General features: G+C 63.6%; 15 protein-coding genes. 10 read left to right on the top strand and 5 right to left on the bottom strand.

Annotated features, from left to right (window positions below):
- Positions 1-12: 12 nt before the first annotated feature.
- Entirely contained in the window at positions 13-432 is a 420-nt protein-coding gene (locus RlegSU303_RS11320) for a hypothetical protein (protein ID WP_131718520.1), read from the bottom strand.
- A 128-nt stretch (positions 433-560) separates the two neighbouring features.
- Between RlegSU303_RS11320 and RlegSU303_RS11315 the strand changes: the two genes are divergently transcribed.
- Complete coding sequence (locus tag RlegSU303_RS11315; protein ID WP_094085913.1) at positions 561-1,019, top strand: GNAT family N-acetyltransferase; 459 nt, start codon at positions 561-563, stop codon at positions 1,017-1,019.
- 19 nt (positions 1,020-1,038) lie between these two features.
- Here the strand turns inward: RlegSU303_RS11315 and RlegSU303_RS11310 are convergent, their stop codons facing one another.
- From RlegSU303_RS11310 to parE, 3 genes are all read right to left on the bottom strand, one after another.
- On the bottom strand, positions 1,039-2,256 hold the full coding sequence (locus RlegSU303_RS11310; protein WP_017960548.1) for an AI-2E family transporter: 1,218 nt from the start codon (positions 2,254-2,256) through the stop codon (positions 1,039-1,041).
- A gap of 116 nt (positions 2,257-2,372) precedes the next feature.
- On the bottom strand, positions 2,373-3,527 hold the full coding sequence (locus RlegSU303_RS11305; RefSeq protein WP_131718519.1) for an esterase-like activity of phytase family protein: 1,155 nt from the start codon (positions 3,525-3,527) through the stop codon (positions 2,373-2,375).
- Positions 3,528-3,722: 195 nt separating this feature from the next.
- Positions 3,723-5,822 carry a DNA topoisomerase IV subunit B gene (gene parE, locus RlegSU303_RS11300; protein WP_094085917.1) on the bottom strand — a complete coding sequence of 700 codons (2,100 nt, stop codon included), beginning with the start codon at positions 5,820-5,822 and terminating at the stop codon, positions 3,723-3,725.
- 219 nt (positions 5,823-6,041) lie between these two features.
- Here parE and RlegSU303_RS11295 point away from each other — a divergent pair, with 219 nt between their 5' ends.
- From RlegSU303_RS11295 to RlegSU303_RS11275, 5 genes are all read left to right on the top strand, one after another.
- Positions 6,042-6,941: an alpha/beta hydrolase gene (locus tag RlegSU303_RS11295; RefSeq protein ID WP_131718518.1), complete on the top strand. Its 900-nt coding sequence runs from the start codon at positions 6,042-6,044 to the stop codon at positions 6,939-6,941.
- 187 nt (positions 6,942-7,128) lie between these two features.
- Entirely contained in the window at positions 7,129-7,899 is a 771-nt protein-coding gene (gene tpiA, locus RlegSU303_RS11290; RefSeq protein WP_094085919.1) for a triose-phosphate isomerase, read from the top strand.
- Positions 7,900-8,030: 131 nt separating this feature from the next.
- Complete coding sequence (gene secG, locus RlegSU303_RS11285) at positions 8,031-8,567, top strand: preprotein translocase subunit SecG (protein WP_094085920.1); 537 nt, start codon at positions 8,031-8,033, stop codon at positions 8,565-8,567.
- 143 nt (positions 8,568-8,710) lie between these two features.
- On the top strand, positions 8,711-10,339 hold the full coding sequence (locus RlegSU303_RS11280; protein ID WP_012757532.1) for a CTP synthase: 1,629 nt from the start codon (positions 8,711-8,713) through the stop codon (positions 10,337-10,339).
- A gap of 73 nt (positions 10,340-10,412) precedes the next feature.
- Complete coding sequence (locus RlegSU303_RS11275) at positions 10,413-10,883, top strand: SRPBCC family protein (protein WP_017960542.1); 471 nt, start codon at positions 10,413-10,415, stop codon at positions 10,881-10,883.
- 38 nt (positions 10,884-10,921) lie between these two features.
- Here the strand turns inward: RlegSU303_RS11275 and RlegSU303_RS11270 are convergent, their stop codons facing one another.
- A complete protein-coding gene (locus RlegSU303_RS11270; protein WP_131718517.1) occupies positions 10,922-12,010 on the bottom strand; it encodes a citrate synthase/methylcitrate synthase in 1,089 nt (362 codons plus the stop codon).
- An 84-nt stretch (positions 12,011-12,094) separates the two neighbouring features.
- Between RlegSU303_RS11270 and RlegSU303_RS11265 the strand changes: the two genes are divergently transcribed.
- The 4 genes from RlegSU303_RS11265 (at position 12,095) to RlegSU303_RS11250 (ending at position 17,815) form a co-directional block, all read left to right on the top strand.
- Positions 12,095-13,240, top strand: a complete 1,146-nt coding sequence (locus RlegSU303_RS11265) for a citrate synthase (RefSeq protein ID WP_131718516.1) — start codon at positions 12,095-12,097, stop codon at positions 13,238-13,240.
- Between the two features lie 139 nt (positions 13,241-13,379).
- Positions 13,380-13,898, top strand: coding sequence for a FecR domain-containing protein (locus RlegSU303_RS11260; protein ID WP_017960539.1), 519 nt, complete (start codon positions 13,380-13,382; stop codon positions 13,896-13,898).
- 5 nt (positions 13,899-13,903) lie between these two features.
- Entirely contained in the window at positions 13,904-15,760 is a 1,857-nt protein-coding gene (locus tag RlegSU303_RS11255) for a CHASE2 domain-containing protein (RefSeq protein ID WP_131718515.1), read from the top strand.
- 99 nt (positions 15,761-15,859) lie between these two features.
- Positions 15,860-17,815 (top strand): DEAD/DEAH box helicase, encoded by a 1,956-nt coding sequence (locus RlegSU303_RS11250; RefSeq protein WP_131718514.1) that lies wholly within the window; start codon positions 15,860-15,862, stop codon positions 17,813-17,815.
- Positions 17,816-17,841: the final 26 nt, after the last annotated feature.

Below are 17,841 nucleotides of genomic sequence, written 5' to 3'. Positions count from 1 at the left end.
ACGCACGGCGCTCTAATCCGCCAGCCGCGTCACCACCCAGGAATAGCTGGCGGAGACGAAGTGCACGGGCTTGGTCAGCGTGTCCTTGACGCTTCTGCCCGAGGGGAGGTGGGCGCGGACCTGCCCGGCGATGTCTTCAGCAAAACCGGCAATCCTTCCTGCGGGTTGGGGCGCTGCGACAGCGACCTCGTGCGCGGTGGCTGGCACGGGCGCCGGTTTCGGCGGCTCGGCGGCGGCGACGGCTTTCGGCGCCTCGCATACCGCGATCACCGAGGGATAGTTGACATTCGCATAGGTCTTCAGCCGTCGTTCGGCTTCGACATCGCAAGCGGCAACGGTTTCCCAGCGTTTATCGACCGTCGCGACATAATTGCACTGGCTGATGGAATCGTCGCAGCCGAGAATGGTCATCGCGATCAGCACCGCTTGCATATTCTGCTTCCTTGATTATTGAGCACCTCATCGTCTTAGAGGGCGCAATTCCAACCGAATGAAGGCAAGGGCATTAACTCTTCGTCATATCGGGGAAAACTTGTCCCGCGCCGGCAGAGGGAGCCAACATGTCAGTCACCATCGCTCTTGAACCGCCGCGCCAGGAGGGCGTTATCCGACTTCTCGATCTCTCCGATGACTATGCGCAATCTCTCTATCCTGCGGAGAGCAACCATCTGGTCGACCTTTCCGTGCTGGAGAAACCTTCGGTGAGCTTCCTGGTCGCGCGCAATGGCGATGCGATCGTCGGCTGCTGCGCGCTGGTCGAGACCGGCGACGGCACGGCGGAGATCAAGCGCATGTTCGTCGATCCCGAGGCGAGGGGCCTGAGGATCGCCAGCGGCCTGATGAATGCGCTCGAAGCGATCGCCGGAGAAAAGGGTCTGACGGCGATCCGGCTCGAAACCGGCATCTACCAGCCCGAGGCTATCGCGCTCTACCGCAAATATGGATATCGGGACATCGAGCCTTTCGGCAGCTATCTGCCGGATCCACTCAGCCTTTTCATGGAAAAGCAGCTGCGGTAGCCGGTCTCTTCAGGCATGTTCAGCCTTCGGCGACGCGCGGCATGGTTTTCGGCGAGCCGGGGACCGGCGGCGGGGCCTGTTCGTCGATGATGATCTGCGGTCCGGTTTCGCTCTTGTCGGCGTTGCGGGCTTCGTGGATCCATTCGCGCCAGATGGCGACGATCAGCGCCATCAGCACCGGGCCGATGAAGAGGCCGAGGAAACCCATCGTCTTGACGCCGCCGACGAGGCCGAAGAACGTCGGCAGGAAGGGCAGCTTGATCGGACCGCCAACGAGTTTCGGCCGCAGCGTCTTGTCGACGATGAAGAGCTCGACAGTCCCCCAAACGAAGAGACTGATGCCGGCGACATGCGAGCCGCTCGCCAGCAGATAGATGGAGACCAGCGTGAAGGAGAGCGGCGCACCGCCCGGTATCAGCGCCATCACGCCCGTCAGGACGCCGAGCGTCACCGGCGACGGCACGCCGGCAATCCAGTAGGCAAGACCAAGCACGATGCCTTCGCCGATCGCGATCAGCGTCATGCCCATGACGGTGGAGCTGATCGTCGCCGGCACGACGCGGGAAATGCGCTCCCAGCGATTGGGCAGGATGCGCTCGCCCAGCATGTCGATCTGCTTGGAGAAGGAAAAACCGTCGCGATAGACGAAGAACAGCGCGATCAGCATGAAGAGCAGCGTCAGCAGCAGGTGGAAGGCGCCGCCGCCGGCCGCAAGCACGGCACGGTATATGTTGCCGATATTGGCGCCGCTGACCGCCTGGATGACTTCGCCGAGTGCGCCGGGACTGCCGATATATTTTGTCCAGACTTCATCGAGATAGGCGCCGGCCCAAGGCAGCGCGACGATCCAGTTGGGTGTCGGGGCGCCGGCGCGGTTGGCGTGGATTGCCCAGGCGACCCAGGTGCGCACTTCGCCCGTCGTATAGGTGACCGCAAGCCCGATCGGGATGACCAGGAAGGTGATGATCAGGATGATGGCGATGGTCGCGGCGATCGTCGTATTGCCGCCGACGCGGGCAAGAAGCTTGCGGTAGAGCGGCCAGCTGGCAAAACCGATGACGAGGGCTGCGAGCACCGGCACGAGGAAGCCGTAGAAGAAATAGACGCCGGCAGCGACGACCAGGACCAGCAGCCAGCGCGCCGCCGAAATGGAGGGAATCAGCGGCGTGCGCGTCTGCGCCGACGATCCGAGCCATCGCGGTTCATGATTGCTTTTCTGACGGTCGAACACACCCACGCGCGCCTCTTCTTTTTCTTGTACTCTGGTTATGGGCCATCACCCCGGCGGTTTCAAGGTCCGCACCATGAAAGCGTATTCAAACCGTCGCTATTCGACCCTCAGATCCGGACGTCTTACTGCTGCGGGCGGTTGAGAACCTTGAAGGCATAGAATTGCGTCTTTTGGCTGGCTGAGAAATTATTGTCGGAGCCGAGAATGAGAACATCGGTGCCGTCCTTGGCCTTGCCGAGCGACATGGCCTCGATATTGTCGGGAACGAGGCCGATCGCCCTCAAATCGAGGACCTGGCTCTTGCGGACGGGGACGACGCGCTGGTCGTTTTTGGCGAGCGAAGCGATGGCGGATACATCGGTGGCACCAGTCAGATCCATCATCATGATCTTGATGTTGTTGCCGAAGCCCTGGGCATAGCTGCGTTCGACGGCGAGCAGGCGGTGATCGTCGAGGGCAAGCATCTCCGACATGCCGTTGTCATTGCCGCCATCGGCCTTGGTGGCGGCCTGCGGGATCGGCGAGACCGGGTAGACATATTCAGCTTTCGGCTCGCCGGTGGCGCCGTCGTAGCGGACGATGCGCGACAGGCTGCCTGACGTCAGCGAGGATTTCGGACCATCCTGGTAAAGGGCCGCTTCGACACCGACGAAAACGTCGCCGGAGGGCGCGATGGCGAGATCTTCGAAGGCGAGGTTGTCACGGATGCCGGTCGACTTGTCCGCGGTCGGCGCAAAGCCGTCCGGAAGCTTGAATTCGCGGACGAAGGAACCGTCCGACGACGCGACGCGGACGAAGGGCGCCAGCAGCGCCTTGCCGTCGCCTTCGCTGCCCCAATAGATGCCGTCCTTGCCGAGGCGGATCGACTCCGGATCGACGGTCCGGGCAGCGAAGGGCTCGCCGTTCTTGTCCTTCAGCGTCACCTGCTTGACGACCGAAACGCCCTTGAGGCCCGACGCGTCGAGATCGACGTCGAGTTCATAGAAGCGGGCCGGGCCTCTTTCCGAGCGGTCGTCGCTGATGGCAATATAATGGCCGGTGGCGGCATCGAAATCGAGCCCGGAAATGCCGCCGAACTCAACGCCGTTTTCCAGGTGGCCGGTTGGGATGACGAATTCACCGAGATAGGAGAGGGAGATACCGGCTGCGCAATCGCCGAAGGGGCAGGCGGTCTCGAAGGTGGCGCCGATATCGGTGGCCCCAATATCTGTGGTGCTGGCGGTGACGGTGCTGGACAGGAGAACGAAAGCGGCAGCCGCGAGAAAACGCTTGGTCATGACAAATATCCGGCAAGGGTTAAAAACGGTTCGACCGGCGCCAATGCTCCCTTGGGAGCACGCCGACCGCTTCATGCGCCGGTTGTTTGACGGAGTTGTTACGGTTCTTCGTCAGTTCCGTGAAATCGTGAATGCTAAAATGCGGTGCGTCGAACCTGTGTCTATCCGACCGTTCGGCGCGCTCGATGGCATATTCTAGATATCGAGGTTCTCGGCGAAGGCCGCGCGGTCCTGGATGAAGCGGAAGCGGGCTTCCGGCTTGGTGCCCATCAGATCGTCGACGGCGGCGCGCGTGCCTTCGAAATCCACCTCGTCGATCAGCACCTTGAGCAGGGTGCGCTTGGACGGATCCATGGTGGTTTCCTTGAGCTGGGCGGGCATCATTTCGCCGAGGCCTTTGAAGCGGCTGATCTCGACCTTGGCCTTGCCCTTGAACTCCGTCTGCATCAGCTCGGCGCGATGATTGTCGTCGCGGGCATAGGCGGATTTCGCCCCTTGGGTGATCTTGTAAAGCGGCGGCACGGCAAGGAAGAGATGGCCGCCGCGCACCAGCTCCGGCATCTCCTGATAGAAGAAAGTGATGAGCAGCGAGGCGATATGGGCGCCGTCGACGTCGGCATCGGTCATGACGATGATGCGCTCGTAACGCAGGTCTTCGTCGCGGTATTTCGACCGCGTGCCGCAGCCGAGAGCCTGGACGAGATCGGCGAGCTGCTGGTTGGCGCCAAGTTTTTCGCGGCCGGCGCTGGCAACGTTGAGGATCTTGCCGCGCAGCGGCAGAATTGCCTGATTGGCGCGGTTGCGCGCCTGCTTGGCCGAACCGCCTGCCGAATCACCCTCGACGATGAAGAGTTCGGCGCCTTCAGCGGTGTTCTGCGAGCAATCGGCGAGCTTGCCGGGCAGGCGCAATTTGCGCACCGCGCTCTTGCGGTTGACTTCCTTTTCCTTGCGGCGGCGCAGGCGCTCCTCGGCGCGCTCGATCACCCAGTCGAGCAGCTTGGCCGACTCGTTCGGATTGTCGGCGAGGTAATGGTCGAAGGGATCGCGCAGCGCGTTCTCGACGATGCGCTGCGCCTCGACGGTCGCAAGCCTGTCCTTGGTCTGGCCGACGAATTCCGGCTCGCGAATGAAGACCGACAGCATGCCGACGGCCGAGATCATCACGTCGTCGGTGGTGATCTGCGCGGCGCGCTTGTTCTGCGTCAGCTCGGCATAGGCCTTCAGGCCCTTGGTCAGCGCAATGCGCAACCCCGCTTCATGTGTGCCGCCTTCGGTCGTCGGGATGGTGTTGCAATAGGAATGCACCTGCGGATCGCCGCCATACCAGGTGATCGCCCATTCCATCGAGCCGTGGCCGCTCACCTTCTCCGTCTTGCCAGCGAAAATCTCGCGGGTGACGGTGAACTCCTTGCCCATCGTCGCCTGGAGATAGTCCTTGAGGCCGCCGGGGAAGTGGAAGACGGCCTTGTCAGGGACCTCGGAGCCTTCGGGCAGCACGCCCGCCTCGCAGCTCCAGCGGATTTCGACGCCGCCGAACAGATAGGCTTTCGAGCGCGCCATGCGGAAGACGCGGGCGGCATCGAACTTCATGTGATCCCCAAAGATCTGGGGGTCGGGATGGAAGCGCACGCGGGTGCCGCGGCGGTTGTGAACGTCGCCCAACTCTTCGAGACCGCCCTGCGGCAGGCCGCGGGAGAAGCGCTGGCGGTAGAGCTTGCGGTTTCGCGCCACCTCGACTTCGAGGTCGTCGGAAAGCGCGTTGACGACCGAAACGCCGACGCCGTGCAGGCCGCCCGAGGTCTCATAGGCCTTGCCGTCGAATTTACCGCCGGCATGCAGCTTGGTCATGATGACTTCGAGCGTCGACTTGCCCGGTACCTGCGGATGGTTCTCGACCGGGATGCCGCGGCCGTTGTCGGAGACCGTCAGGTAACCCTCTAGGTCGAGATAGACCTCGATGAAATTGGCGTGCCCGGCGACCGCCTCGTCCATCGCATTGTCGATGACTTCGGCAAAGAGGTGGTGCAGCGCCTTTTCATCGGTACCGCCGATATACATGCCCGGGCGCATGCGTACCGGTTCGAGGCCTTCGAGGACGCGGATCGACGAGGCGCCGTAATCATCCGAGTTCGAGGCGGCAGGTCCCGGGCGCGCTGAGGCCCCGGCAGCAGGGGGTGCTGCGGCGACCGGCGCAGCCGGAGCCGGCGGCCGTTCGGCCGGCACGGCAGGCTTCTGCGCCTCCTCGCGTTTTTCAGAGAGGGGCATTCCGGAAAAAAGGTCGTTGCTATCGTCCATGGAGCCGTTCAGATCTTCATCCTGTCTTAGGTCTGGCTTGGGCGGGCATCCGCCGCCGACCCAAAATCACCGCATTTCATGCCACGTTTGCGAATCAGGCAGATTTTGCCAGAAAGCACCTCTATACGCGACACCGCCTGATTTGGCGGGATTTTCCCAAATGATTTGCGTTGCCGGGCGCGGAATGGCAAGCGGCGGCAGGCTTCAGGAACCATCCGAATGCGAATGTCCACAAGTCATTGCACCATCTTCACCGCAATTGCGGCGTTTTTCTTGTCCGCGGCCGTCCTCTCCGCTGCTGGCCCGGCGCAGGCAGCCGATGCTTTGCCGCCTTTCAAGGACGATCTGTTTTCGAAGCAGACCGTGCTGCAGACAGGCGACGACGGCACCTTCGAGGTCATCGACTATGACGAGATGCGCGATATCAACGGCCGCGACCAGATCCCGCAAAAGCGGGTGCAGCAGAAATATGTGACGCTCGGCATCCGCAACGCGCAAGCGGACGAGACGCTGTCTCTCGACGGCATCAAGCTCGATGTCACCAGGGTGGGACCGGCCGGGAATGCCGCCTTCACGGTGATTTTCATCCATGGGCGCGATGGCGACCGGCGGCTCGGCGCCAACGACTACAGCTTCGGCGGCAATTTCAACCGGCTGAAGAACCTCGTCGCCGGCAATGGCGGCGTTTATTATTCGCCGACGGTCAGAAGCTTCGACAGCAGCGGCGTTGCGGCGATCGCCGGCCTCATCCGCTATGCCAGCGCGCAATCGCCCGGCCGGCCGATCATCCTTTCCTGCGCCTCGATGGGCAGCCAGGTCTGCTGGGGCATTGCGCGCGATGGTGACAGCGTCAAGCGGCTGAAGGGCATGCTTGTTATGAGCGGGGTGACCGATCCCGATTTCACCAGGAGCGCCTTCTACAAGGCGAAGCTGCCGCTCTGGTTCGCCCACGGCAGTCGCGACCCGGTCTATGCTGCCGCTAACCAGCAGGCGCTGTTCGAAAGCCTGCACAAGGCAAAATATCCGGCGCGTTTCACGCTGTTTCAGACCGGCAATCACGGGACGCCGATCCGGATGATCGACTGGCGTAAGGTGTTGAACTGGATTCTGGCCGGCTAAGGCATATCGCGAAAAACTGTGCGGCGGTTTTTGCGATAACGACATGCGTAATAATACCGAAAGGGCGGTTTTCGGCAGAAATATGCGCGGGATCGACGAGATTCCCCTTACGTCAAGGGCATGATGCTTTTCTTTGCTGCAAGCTTTTGATATTGCCCAAGGCATATGCAGATTGTGGAAGGCCAGCATGACCCCTGACGTGCGCCCGCTTGTGGCGGGAAACTGGAAAATGAATGGCATGCGTGCCTCCCTGGATCAGATCAAGGCGATCGCCGAGGGTGTTCGCCCGCCGCTGGCCGACAAGGTCGAAGCGCTGATCTGCCCGCCGGCGACGCTGCTCTATGTGGCGACGGCACTGTGCACCGACAGCCCGCTGGCGATCGGTGCTCAGGACTGCCATCAGAACCCATCCGGTGCGCATACCGGCGACATCTCGGCCGAGATGATTGCCGATTGTTTCGGCACCTATGTCATCGTCGGCCATTCCGAGCGGCGCACCGACCATGCCGAAACCGATCATCTGGTGCGCGCCAAGGCGGAGGCTGCCTTCGCCGCAGGGCTGACGGCGATCATCTGCATCGGCGAGACGGCGGATGAACGCCGGACAGGCCAGGCGCTCGACGTCATCAAGCGCCAGCTTTCCGCCTCGGTTCCGGACGGCGCCACCGGCGAGAGCACAGTCATCGCCTACGAGCCGATCTGGGCGATCGGCACCGGCGTGACGCCGACATCAGGTGATGTCGAAAAGGCGCATGCCTTCATGCGGGCAGAGCTTGCGGCCCGCTTCGGCGACGAAGGCCGGAAGATGCGTCTTCTCTATGGCGGCTCGGTCAAGCCGGCCAATGCCCATGAGCTGATGGGCATTGCCAATGTCGACGGCGCGCTGATCGGCGGAGCGAGCTTGAAAGCGGCCGACTTCCTCGCCATCTACCGAGCCTATGAGGCGCTGCTCGCCTGAGGCATTTTTTACTCCTGGGTTTATTCCCGAGTTTATTCCGGGCTGAAGGGCTTGGAATAGATGAAAGCCTCATGTAAAGAGCCGCCAGAATTCTTACTTATGTCCGTCTCCAGGCGGGCAGGACTGGACCCATGCAGACCGTATTGATTGTCATCCATCTCATGATCGTGCTCGCCCTTGTCGGCGTCGTGCTCATCCAGCGCTCGGAAGGCGGCGGCCTCGGCATCGGCGGCGGTTCCGGCTTCATGTCGGCCCGCGGCACGGCCAATGCGCTGACGCGCACGACCGCGATCCTTGCGACCCTGTTTTTCCTGACCTCGCTCGGCCTCGGCATCCTGACGCGTTACGAGGGCCGACCGAGCGACATTCTCGACCGCATTCCGGCAACAGGCGGCCAGGGTAACGGTATTCTCGATTCGCTCGGCGGCGCGCAGGCTCCGGCAACCCCGCCGGCCGGCAACGGCGTTCCGAGCAGCGGCGCGGCAGCACCCGCACCGCAGGCTCCCGCCGCTCAGGCGCCAGCAACTGGTGCTCAGGCCCCGGCGGCCACCGCGCCTTCAACGACCGCCCCGGCAACGACCGCCCCGGCAACGACTGCCCCGGCAACGCCCGCAGCTCCGGCCGCGCCGGCACCGGCTCAGCCCTCCGGCGTCCCGACGGGACAGTAAACCGGTCTTCGACATAAACCGCCGGCAGGCCCTCGGGTCTGCCGGTTTTCTTTTGTTCAGATTCCTGCGCCACGCATCGAAAGTTCTGGAAAAGAATTTTTGGGCTGGTGGAATCGTTTTTGAAAAGGTATCCGGTGAATCCCATGGCGCGATACGTATTCATCACTGGCGGCGTGGTTTCCTCTCTCGGAAAAGGAATTGCGGCCGCGGCTCTCGGAGCGTTGCTGCAGGCCCGTGGATATCGGGTTCGGCTTCGCAAGCTCGACCCCTATCTAAACGTGGATCCGGGCACGATGAGCCCGACCCAGCACGGCGAGGTCTTCGTCACCGACGACGGCGCGGAAACCGATCTCGATCTCGGTCACTACGAACGCTTCACGGGGCGTTCGGCGACCAAGACCGACAACATCACCACCGGCCGCATCTACAAGAACATCATCGACAAAGAACGACGCGGCGACTATCTCGGCGCGACGGTGCAGGTCATTCCGCACGTCACCAACGAGATCAAGGATTTCGTCATCGAGGGCAATGACGACTACGACTTCGTCATCTGCGAGATCGGCGGCACGGTCGGCGATATCGAAGCGATGCCGTTCATGGAGGCGATCCGCCAGCTCGGCAATGACCTGCCGCGCGGCACTGCCGTCTACGTCCATCTGACGCTGATGCCCTATATTCCGGCGGCCGGCGAGCTCAAGACCAAGCCGACGCAGCATTCGGTCAAGGAACTACAGGCACTCGGCATTCATCCCGATATCCTGCTGGTGCGCGCCGACCGCGAAATTCCGGAAGCCGAACGCCGCAAGCTGTCGCTGTTCTGCAACGTTCGCCCGTCCGCCGTCATCCAGGCGCTCGACGTCGCCAACATCTATGACGTGCCGATAGCCTACCACAAGGAAGGCCTCGACGACGAAGTGCTCGCGGCCTTCGGTATCGAGCCGGCGCCGAAGCCGCGGCTCGACCCGTGGGAAGAGGTCTGCAACCGCATCCGCACGCCGGAGGGCGAGGTGACGATCGCGATCGTCGGCAAATATACCGGCCTCAAGGATGCCTATAAGTCGCTAATCGAGGCGCTGCATCACGGCGGCATCGCCAATCGCGTCAAGGTCAATCTTGAATGGATCGAGTCGGAAGTCTTCGAAAAGGAAGATCCGGCGCCCTATCTCGAAAAGGTGCACGGCATCCTCGTACCCGGCGGCTTCGGTGAACGCGGTTCGGAAGGCAAGATCCACGCTGCCCGCTTTGCCCGCGAGCGCAAGGTGCCGTATTTCGGCATCTGCTTCGGCATGCAGATGGCGGTCATCGAGGCGGCGCGCAATCTCGCCGACGTGTCAGGTGCCTCCTCGACCGAATTCGGCCCGACGAAAGAGCCGGTGGTCGGCCTGATGACCGAATGGGTCAAGGGCAACGAGTTGCAGAAGCGTACGGCAGCCGGGGATCTCGGCGGCACGATGCGCCTCGGCGCCTACAAGGCGGCCCTGAAGAAGGGCACGAAGATCTCGGATATCTACGGTTCCACCGATATTTCCGAGCGTCACCGCCACCGCTACGAGGTCAATATCGACTACAAGGACCGGCTCGAGAACTGCGGCCTGGTCTTCTCCGGCATGTCGCCGGACGGCGTGCTGCCGGAGACGATCGAATATCCCGATCATCCCTGGTTCATCGGCGTGCAGTACCACCCGGAACTGAAGAGCCGGCCGCTCGACCCGCATCCGCTGTTTGCCAGCTTCATAGAAGCGGCGACGGAACAGAGCCGTCTCGTCTGACGACTGACAGCACCAGATCGCGTTGTTTGAGGCGCGATCTGGATAACATCCATGCCTGCGCTAACTTGCCGGCATGACCCCTTCACGCAGCACGACCGTCTCACGATTCATCGCAGCGCCGCGCGAGCGCATCTACCGCGCCTTCCTCGATGCAGATGCGGTCGCCACCTGGCTTCCGCCTGATACCATGAAGGGCATCGTCCATGCCTTCGAGGGCAGGGAAGGCGGCGCCTTCAGCATGTCGCTTGTCTATCCCGACGACGAGACATCGCAGCCGGGCAAGACCTCCGACAAGACAGACAGGTTCGAAGGCCGCTTTGCCAAGCTCGTGCCGGATGAACGAATCGTCTGGGCAACGGTCTTCAATTCCGAGGACGAAGGTTTTTCCGGCGAGATGACCGTCAGCACGATGTTGTCGCCTGCGGATGGAGGCACCGATGTTGCGATGGTCTGTGACAATATTCCCTCCGGGATCCGCCTCGAAGACAATGAGGAAGGGTGCCGCTCGACGCTCGACAAGCTGGCCGCTTTCGTCAGCGGTTGAGAATCGGCGGCAGGACATGCTGCCGCCGAATTCAACCTTCACGCAGCCGCTGGCAACGGCCCGATATAGACCGAGCGTGGCCGGATCAACCGGCCGTCGAGTGCCTGTTCGCGCGCATGCGCCAGCCATCCGACGGTGCGGCCGATCGCGAAGACGCCGGTGAAGGCCTCACGCGGAAAGGCGAGCGCTTCGAGCAGCAGCGCGGTATAAAACTCGACATTGACGTCAAGCGGCCGGTTCGGCTTGCGCGCCTTCAGGATCGTCAATGCAGCGACCTCCACGGCTTCCGCCAGCGCACTGCGGGCGCTGTTTACCTGTCCGGTTGATATCAGCGGCTTCAGCGCGCCCTTCAGCGCATCGGCGCGCGGATCGCGGACGCGATAGATACGGTGGCCGAAGCCCATCAACCTGTCGCCGCGATCAAGCGCTTCACCGAGCCAGTGGCCGGCATTCTCCGCGGTTCCGATCGCATCCAGCATGTCGAGTACAGGACCGGGCGCGCCGCCATGCAGCGGCCCTTTCAGCGCGCTCAGTGCGGCGAGCACGGACGAAGTGAGGCCAGCCTGCGTCGAGGCGATGACGCGCGATGCGAAGGTCGAGGCATTGAGGCCATGGTCCGATATCGTCACGAGATAGGTATCGAGTGCTGCTGTCTGCTCCCTGGTCGGCAATTTTCCGGTCAGCATACGCAGGATATCGGCCGCCTGCGGCAGCGAGGCGTCGGGCGCGATCGGTCTTTTGCCGCGTTGCTTGCGAAGGATCGCCGGCAGGAAAACTGCGGGCGCAGCCAGAAGCCTGAGCGCGGTATCGAAATCCTCGCCGTCGGGCAGCCGGGCAATCAGCGCCCGCATTGCATCGACCGGAGGCAAAGCGAGCAGGGCGGCGTCAGCGGCCTTGATATGGTCGAAAACCCTCGTTCGCGCCTGCGCCAGCCAGGCGCGCACTTCCGCTTCGTCGAAGCTCTTTTCCATCAGCCCATCGAGCAACAGGGCGGCGACGCCTTCATAGGTGCCGTCTGCAACCAGATGTTCCAGCGATACGCCGCGGATGACCAGTCGTCCCGCTTCGCCATCGACATCCGAAAGCTGCGTTTCGGCAGCAATGACATCTTCCAAGCCGTTTTTCATGTTGTTTTCTCCTTTACGACCGGGATGATCGAACCTAGTCTCATTGACGTCAATCTTGATGCAATTGATCAATGTGAGGTTCCGATGTCGTGGCTGACTGCCGAGGAGGCGTTGCGGACGCTGAAGACCAAGCCGCAGACGCTCTACGCCAATGTCAGCCGCGGGCGCATCCGCGCCAAGGCGGATCCCGCCGACCCGCGCCGCAGCCTCTACCAGGCTGCCGACGTACAGCGGCTTGCCGAACGCCATGCCGGCCGCCGCAAGACCGAAACCGTCGCCGCCGAGGCGATCCGCTGGGGCGATCCGGTTCTGTCCTCGGCAATTTCCACCATCATCGGCGGACGGCTTTTCTATCGCGGAAAAGATACGGCCGGTTTCGCTGAAGTCGCGACGCTGGAGCAGACGGCGACGCTGCTCTGGAACGGTGCGGAGCCACTCTCCCCCGGCAGCGAGACCAGACATGCCTCTCCGTCGCTTCAGGCGGTGTTCCTGGCGCTGGCAGGGCGAGTGACATCGGATCTGCCGTCGCTCGGCCGCTCGCAGGCAGCACTTCGGCGTGAAGCAAGCCGGGTTCTCTACACAGTAGGCGATGCGCTGGCGCCTGGGTCGTCGGACCGGCCGCTGCATCTGAGGCTAGCAGCAAGCTGGCAGCGGCCGGAGGCTGCCGATTGCCTGCGCCGCGCGCTGGTGCTGCTTGCCGATCACGAACTCAACGCATCCGCCTTCGCGGCGCGGGTCACGGCATCGGCGGGTGCAGCCCTTTCAGCCACCGTGCTGTCTGGTCTGGCGACGCTGACAGGGCCGCTGCACGGCGGCGCCTGGCAGGGCGTCGACGCTTTGATCGAGAACGCCTCCACTCTTGGGGCGGCGCAGGCGATTCGCCGCACGCTTGCCCAGGGCAATCGCCTGTCGGCCTTCGGTCATCCGCTCTATCCCGATGGTGATATCAGGGCCTTAGCGCTGCTGTCGCACCTCCCCCTTCCGCCGCAGTTTGCCGAAGTCCGGGAAGTGGGCGAGGAGATGGTCGGCGAGAAGGTCAACGTCGATTTTGCGCTTGCCGCAATGGCCGCCGCCTTCGATCTCCCAAGGGAGGCGCCGATCATCATTTTCTCGCTTGCCCGTTCAGTCGGTTGGCTTGCCCATGCGATGGAACAGATCGACAGCGGCGAATTGATCCGGCCGCGGGCGCGTTATACCGGGCCGGAGCCTGAAACGGATAATAGAACGTAATAATTCCGCCGGCGATTGCGTCGGTTTGCTTTTTTTGCCTAGGGAAATATTTGAATTCGGCTATCATCCCTCATATGGAAGAAGACGGTTGGCGGGCGCTTTCGAAAAGAACTGTTCCGCACGGTCAAGGGGACTTTCCATGAATACGACGCTTCGCAGCATACTTGCCGCCGCACTCGCTCTCGGCCTCATTCCGCATGGGGCGGCCTTTGCGCAGTCTGCCGGCTGCACGGTATCGCGTGATGCCGACGCCCGCCAGGTGCTCAGTTGTCCCGGCGGCGTGACGGTGACAGCGGAAGCCGGCGCGGCCTACAGCCTTGTCGACCGCAACCGTGACGGCAGTCCCGATTCGGCATCGCTGCGCCGCAAGGCCATTCTTGTCGATGTCGATAACACCCAGCACGCTGGTGGTTTCCAGGTCGTGACGCCGCAGGCGATCGCGGCCGTGCGCGGCACCCAATGGGCCGTCGATGTCGCAGGCGGCCAGACCTCGGTGCTGGTCGTCAGAGGCAGCGTCGCAGTTCGCCGACCGGCCGGCGAGCCGGTGGTGCTGTCGCCGGGCGAGGGCGTCGACGTTACCGCCGGAACAGAACCCCTCGTCGTGCGTCGCTGGCCGGCGCCGCGCGCCGCTGCCCTTCTTGCCCGTCTCGGCCAATAAGTCCCATGAACCATCGCCTGCTGACTGTGATCGCGCTGCTGCTCGCCGGTCTTTGGGGAGCTGCGCTCGGCTATACCAATCTCCATGCCGGAAGTGGCCTTCTCGACCGGATGGAGGCCTCGCTTGCCGATATCCGCAGCGCCATCGTCGGGGCGAAGACACCGCCTCCCGTCGTCTCGATCGTCGCGATCGACGATCGCACCGCGGCAGCCCATGGCTATCCGCTCGATCGGGCGACACTTGCGCGCCTCATCGTTGCGATCAACGCGTTGAAACCGAAGGCCCTGGCGATCGACATTCTGCTGGTCGATCCGGGGCCGGAGGCGGGTGACGCGGCGCTGACTGCCGCCCTTCGCCAGGGGCCAAGCGTGATTGCGGCCGCGGCCACGTTTGCGCAAAGCAGCCAGCGGGTCACCGATGCGGCCGAGGATCCGCTTGCCGCCATCCCGGAGGCAAACCAGCTGCTGTTGCCGCTTCCCCGCTTTGCCGAGGCCGCCGCGGTAGGTATTGTCAATGTCGCAACCGACCAGACCGGCACGCCGCGCTTCATTCCGCTGATCTCGCGTGCCGCAGACCGGCTGGATCCGGCTTTTCCGCTGCGTGCCGCGTCGGTGGCGCTCGGCGTCGATCCCACCATCGAACGCGACGCCATCATGCTCGGAAAGCTGCGTATTCCCACTGATATCGGCCAGCGCCTGCCGGTGACATTCTATGGCGGCCACGGCAGCATCGCCACCTTCAGCGCCGCCGATGCGCTGGATGGCAAGCTTTCGGCGGATGCGGTGGCAGGCCGCATTGTCGTCATCGGTTCGACTGTCACCGGCGGCGGCGACGTCTTCCCGACGCCGTTCGATCCCGTCATGCCCGGCGTCGAGGTGATGTCGACGGCGATCACCCATCTTGTTACCGGTGACGGCATGGTGCGCGACCGCAGGATGCGGCTGATCGATGCCACCACCGCCGTCGGACTGCCGATCGCGCTCGTGTCGCTGGTCGCCTGGCGCCGGAGCGCGGCAGGTTATGTCATCATCGTGCTGACCCTGATCGTCTGGGCGATGCTCAATCTGTCCGCCTATGCGCATGGCTACTGGCTGAGTGCGGCGCTGCCGATCGCCGCGGCGCTGCCGCCGGCGTTGGTTTATGGCGCGGCCGAACTCTGGCTCGACCGCGGCCGCGCCCGCCATTATGCCGAGCAAAGCGCGCTCCTGCAGCGCATCGAGGCGCCCGGGCTCGGCGAGTGGCTGGCGCGCGATCCGAATTTCCTCGCCGCGCCAGTGCGCCAGAATGCCGCCGTCATCTTCATCGATCTCTCGGGCTTCACCGGCCTCAGCGAAAAAGTCGGGCCGGTGGCGGTGAGCGAGATGCTGAGCGGCTTCTTCGAATTGGTCGACGAGGAGGCGCGCGCCCATGGCGGCGCCATCACCAGCTTCATGGGTGACGGAGCGATGATCTTGTTTGGCCTGCCGGAGCCCGCCGATGACGATGCCGCCCGCGCTGCCGCCTGCGCGGTCAGTCTGTGCGAGCGCACAAGAGCCTGGCTTCAAGCGCATGCGGGCTTTGCCCAGAAGAAGATCGGCTTCAAGGTCGGCGCCCATTGCGGCCCGATCGTTGCCTCGCGACTGGGCACCGGCGACCGGCAGCAGATCACGGCTGCAGGCGATACCATCAATGTCGGCAGCCGGCTGATGGAGGTCGCCGCCCGCCATGGCGTCGAGCTGGCGCTGAGCGCGGAAATCGTCCGCGCCGCCGGCCCCGATAGCGTGCTCACGCAGTCCGGCCACATGGAGGGACCGTTGGAAACGGCGCTGCGCGGCCGGGCAAGCCGCATCGACGCCTGGCTGTGGCGCAGCCGCACGCTTTGACAATCGCTGCGGGAGCGGCTAGGAACGGCGCAAATACCCAGCCGGCTGGCTCCGGCCATGGCGCAGCAACGCGCCTGACAGCTCCGAAAGATCGAACTCATGACAGAATTTAACGGCGTCGTTCCGGCGATCGCCAAGGCGTTGCAGAAGCGCGGTTACGCCGAACTCACCCCGGTGCAGAAGGCGATGCTCGATCCGGCGCTCGCCGCTTCCGACGCGCTGGTTTCGGCCCAGACCGGTTCCGGCAAGACCGTCGCCTTCGGACTGGCGCTGGCGCCGACGCTGCTTGAAGGCAGGGAGCGCTTCGGCAATGCCGGCGCACCGCTCGCCCTCGTCATCGCCCCGACGCGCGAGCTTGCCCTGCAGGTCAAGCGCGAGCTCGACTGGCTCTTTGAGATGACCGGCGCGGTGATCGTCAGTTGCGTCGGCGGCATGGACATCCGCAGCGAACGCCGGTCGCTCGAGCGTGGCGCCCATATCGTCGTCGGCACGCCCGGCCGGCTTTGCGACCATATCCGCCGCAGGGCGCTCGACATGTCGGAACTGAAGGCCGCCGTGCTCGACGAGGCCGACGAGATGCTCGATCTCGGTTTCCGCGAAGATCTTGAATTCATCCTCGATGCGGCGCCGGACGAACGCCGGACGCTGATGTTTTCGGCAACCGTGCCGGCGGCGATCGCCAAACTTGCCAAGAGCTACCAGCGCGATGCCGTGCGCATCAGCACCGCGGCCGAGGAAAAGCAGCATATCGACATCGAATATCGCGCACTGATGGTTGCCCCGAGCGATCGCGAGAATGCGATCATCAACGTGCTGCGCTATTACGAGGCGACCAATGCCATCGTCTTCTGTTCGACGCGCGCGGCCGTCAATCATCTGACGGCGCGGTTCAACAACCGCAATTTCGCCGTGGTGGCGCTGTCCGGCGAGCTGACGCAGAACGAGCGCACCCACGCGCTGCAGGCGATGCGCGACGGGCGCGCCCGGGTCTGCATCGCGACCGACGTTGCCGCCCGCGGCATCGACCTGCCGGGGCTCGATCTCGTCATCCATGCCGACCTGCCGACCAATCCGGACACGCTGCTGCACCGCAGCGGCCGAACCGGCCGGGCCGGACGCAAGGGCATCAGCGCCATGATCGTGCCGCTGAATGCACGGCGCAAGGCAGAGCGCCTGCTCGAGAATGCCGGTATTTCGGCTGCCTGGGCGCGGCCGCCCTCCGCCGAGGAAGTGAGCGAGCGCGACGACCAGCGTCTGCTCGCCGATCCGATCTTCAACGAAACGCCGCAGGAGGAAGAGCAGGGGCTGGTACAGCAGCTTCTCGCCAGCCATGGCGCCGAAAAGCTTGCCGCCGCTTTCTTACGTCTTTACCGCACCAATCACTCGGCGCCGGAGGATCTGCTCGAGGTCACCGTGCAGGACGATCGCAGCCGCAAGCGCCGCGACAATGCCGAGCCTTACGAGCCGGCGCAGAAGGGACCGCGCGAAGATTTTGGCGCCAGCGTCTGGTTCTCCGTCTCGGTCGGGCGCAAGCAGAATGCCGAGCCGCGCTGGCTAATCCCGATGCTCTGCCGCAACGGCAATGTGACGAAGCGCGAGATCGGCGCGATCAAGATGCAGCCCGAGGAAACTTTTGTGGAGATTGCTGCGGCGAGCGCCGAAAGCTTCCTGGCGGCGATCGGTCCGAACAAAGCGCTCGAACGCGGTATCCGCGTGACCAGGCTTTCCGGCACGCCGGATTTCAGCCGGGCGCCTGCGCCAAAACCCTATGCCGGCAAGCCATCCCGTGACGAGCGACCCGACGACGCGTTCCGTAGCGAGCGGCCGAAGAACAAGTTCGGTAAGGGTCCGGGCGGCGGATATGCTGCCGCCGACAATAGCGGCGGGGACAGACGGGATAGCAAGCCCTGGAGCAAGAAGCCGGGCAAACCCGGCTTCGATGGCCCGAAGTCCGACAAGCCGAAATTCGAAGGTCCCAGATCCGAGGCCCCCAAATATGAGGGTAAGGGCGGCGCAGGACCAAAAGCTAAGTTCTCGAAGAAGAAGCCCGGCTGATTTTGCCGGCAACCCTTCGCTGGTCC

It is taken from the genome of Rhizobium sp. SU303 (assembly GCF_021052345.1).
In the GTDB taxonomy this organism is placed as follows: domain Bacteria; phylum Pseudomonadota; class Alphaproteobacteria; order Rhizobiales; family Rhizobiaceae; genus Rhizobium; species Rhizobium laguerreae.
This window is presented reverse-complemented; position numbering and strand designations above follow the sequence as displayed.

Coding starts and splice junctions, on each gene's coding strand:
- RlegSU303_RS11320 (WP_131718520.1), bottom strand. CDS start 432: ATGCAAGCGGTGCTGATCGCGATGACCATTCTCGGCTGCGACGATTCC.
- RlegSU303_RS11315 (WP_094085913.1), top strand. CDS start 561: ATGTCAGTCACCATCGCTCTTGAACCGCCGCGCCAGGAGGGCGTTATC.
- RlegSU303_RS11305 (WP_131718519.1), bottom strand. CDS start 3,527: ATGACCAAGCGTTTTCTCGCGGCTGCCGCTTTCGTTCTCCTGTCCAGC.
- parE (WP_094085917.1), bottom strand. CDS start 5,822: ATGGACGATAGCAACGACCTTTTTTCCGGAATGCCCCTCTCTGAAAAA.
- RlegSU303_RS11295 (WP_131718518.1), top strand. CDS start 6,042: ATGCGAATGTCCACAAGTCATTGCACCATCTTCACCGCAATTGCGGCG.
- tpiA (WP_094085919.1), top strand. CDS start 7,129: ATGACCCCTGACGTGCGCCCGCTTGTGGCGGGAAACTGGAAAATGAAT.
- secG (WP_094085920.1), top strand. CDS start 8,031: ATGCAGACCGTATTGATTGTCATCCATCTCATGATCGTGCTCGCCCTT.
- RlegSU303_RS11280 (WP_012757532.1), top strand. CDS start 8,711: ATGGCGCGATACGTATTCATCACTGGCGGCGTGGTTTCCTCTCTCGGA.
- RlegSU303_RS11275 (WP_017960542.1), top strand. CDS start 10,413: ATGACCCCTTCACGCAGCACGACCGTCTCACGATTCATCGCAGCGCCG.
- RlegSU303_RS11270 (WP_131718517.1), bottom strand. CDS start 12,010: ATGAAAAACGGCTTGGAAGATGTCATTGCTGCCGAAACGCAGCTTTCG.
- RlegSU303_RS11265 (WP_131718516.1), top strand. CDS start 12,095: ATGTCGTGGCTGACTGCCGAGGAGGCGTTGCGGACGCTGAAGACCAAG.
- RlegSU303_RS11260 (WP_017960539.1), top strand. CDS start 13,380: ATGAATACGACGCTTCGCAGCATACTTGCCGCCGCACTCGCTCTCGGC.
- RlegSU303_RS11255 (WP_131718515.1), top strand. CDS start 13,904: ATGAACCATCGCCTGCTGACTGTGATCGCGCTGCTGCTCGCCGGTCTT.
- RlegSU303_RS11250 (WP_131718514.1), top strand. CDS start 15,860: ATGACAGAATTTAACGGCGTCGTTCCGGCGATCGCCAAGGCGTTGCAG.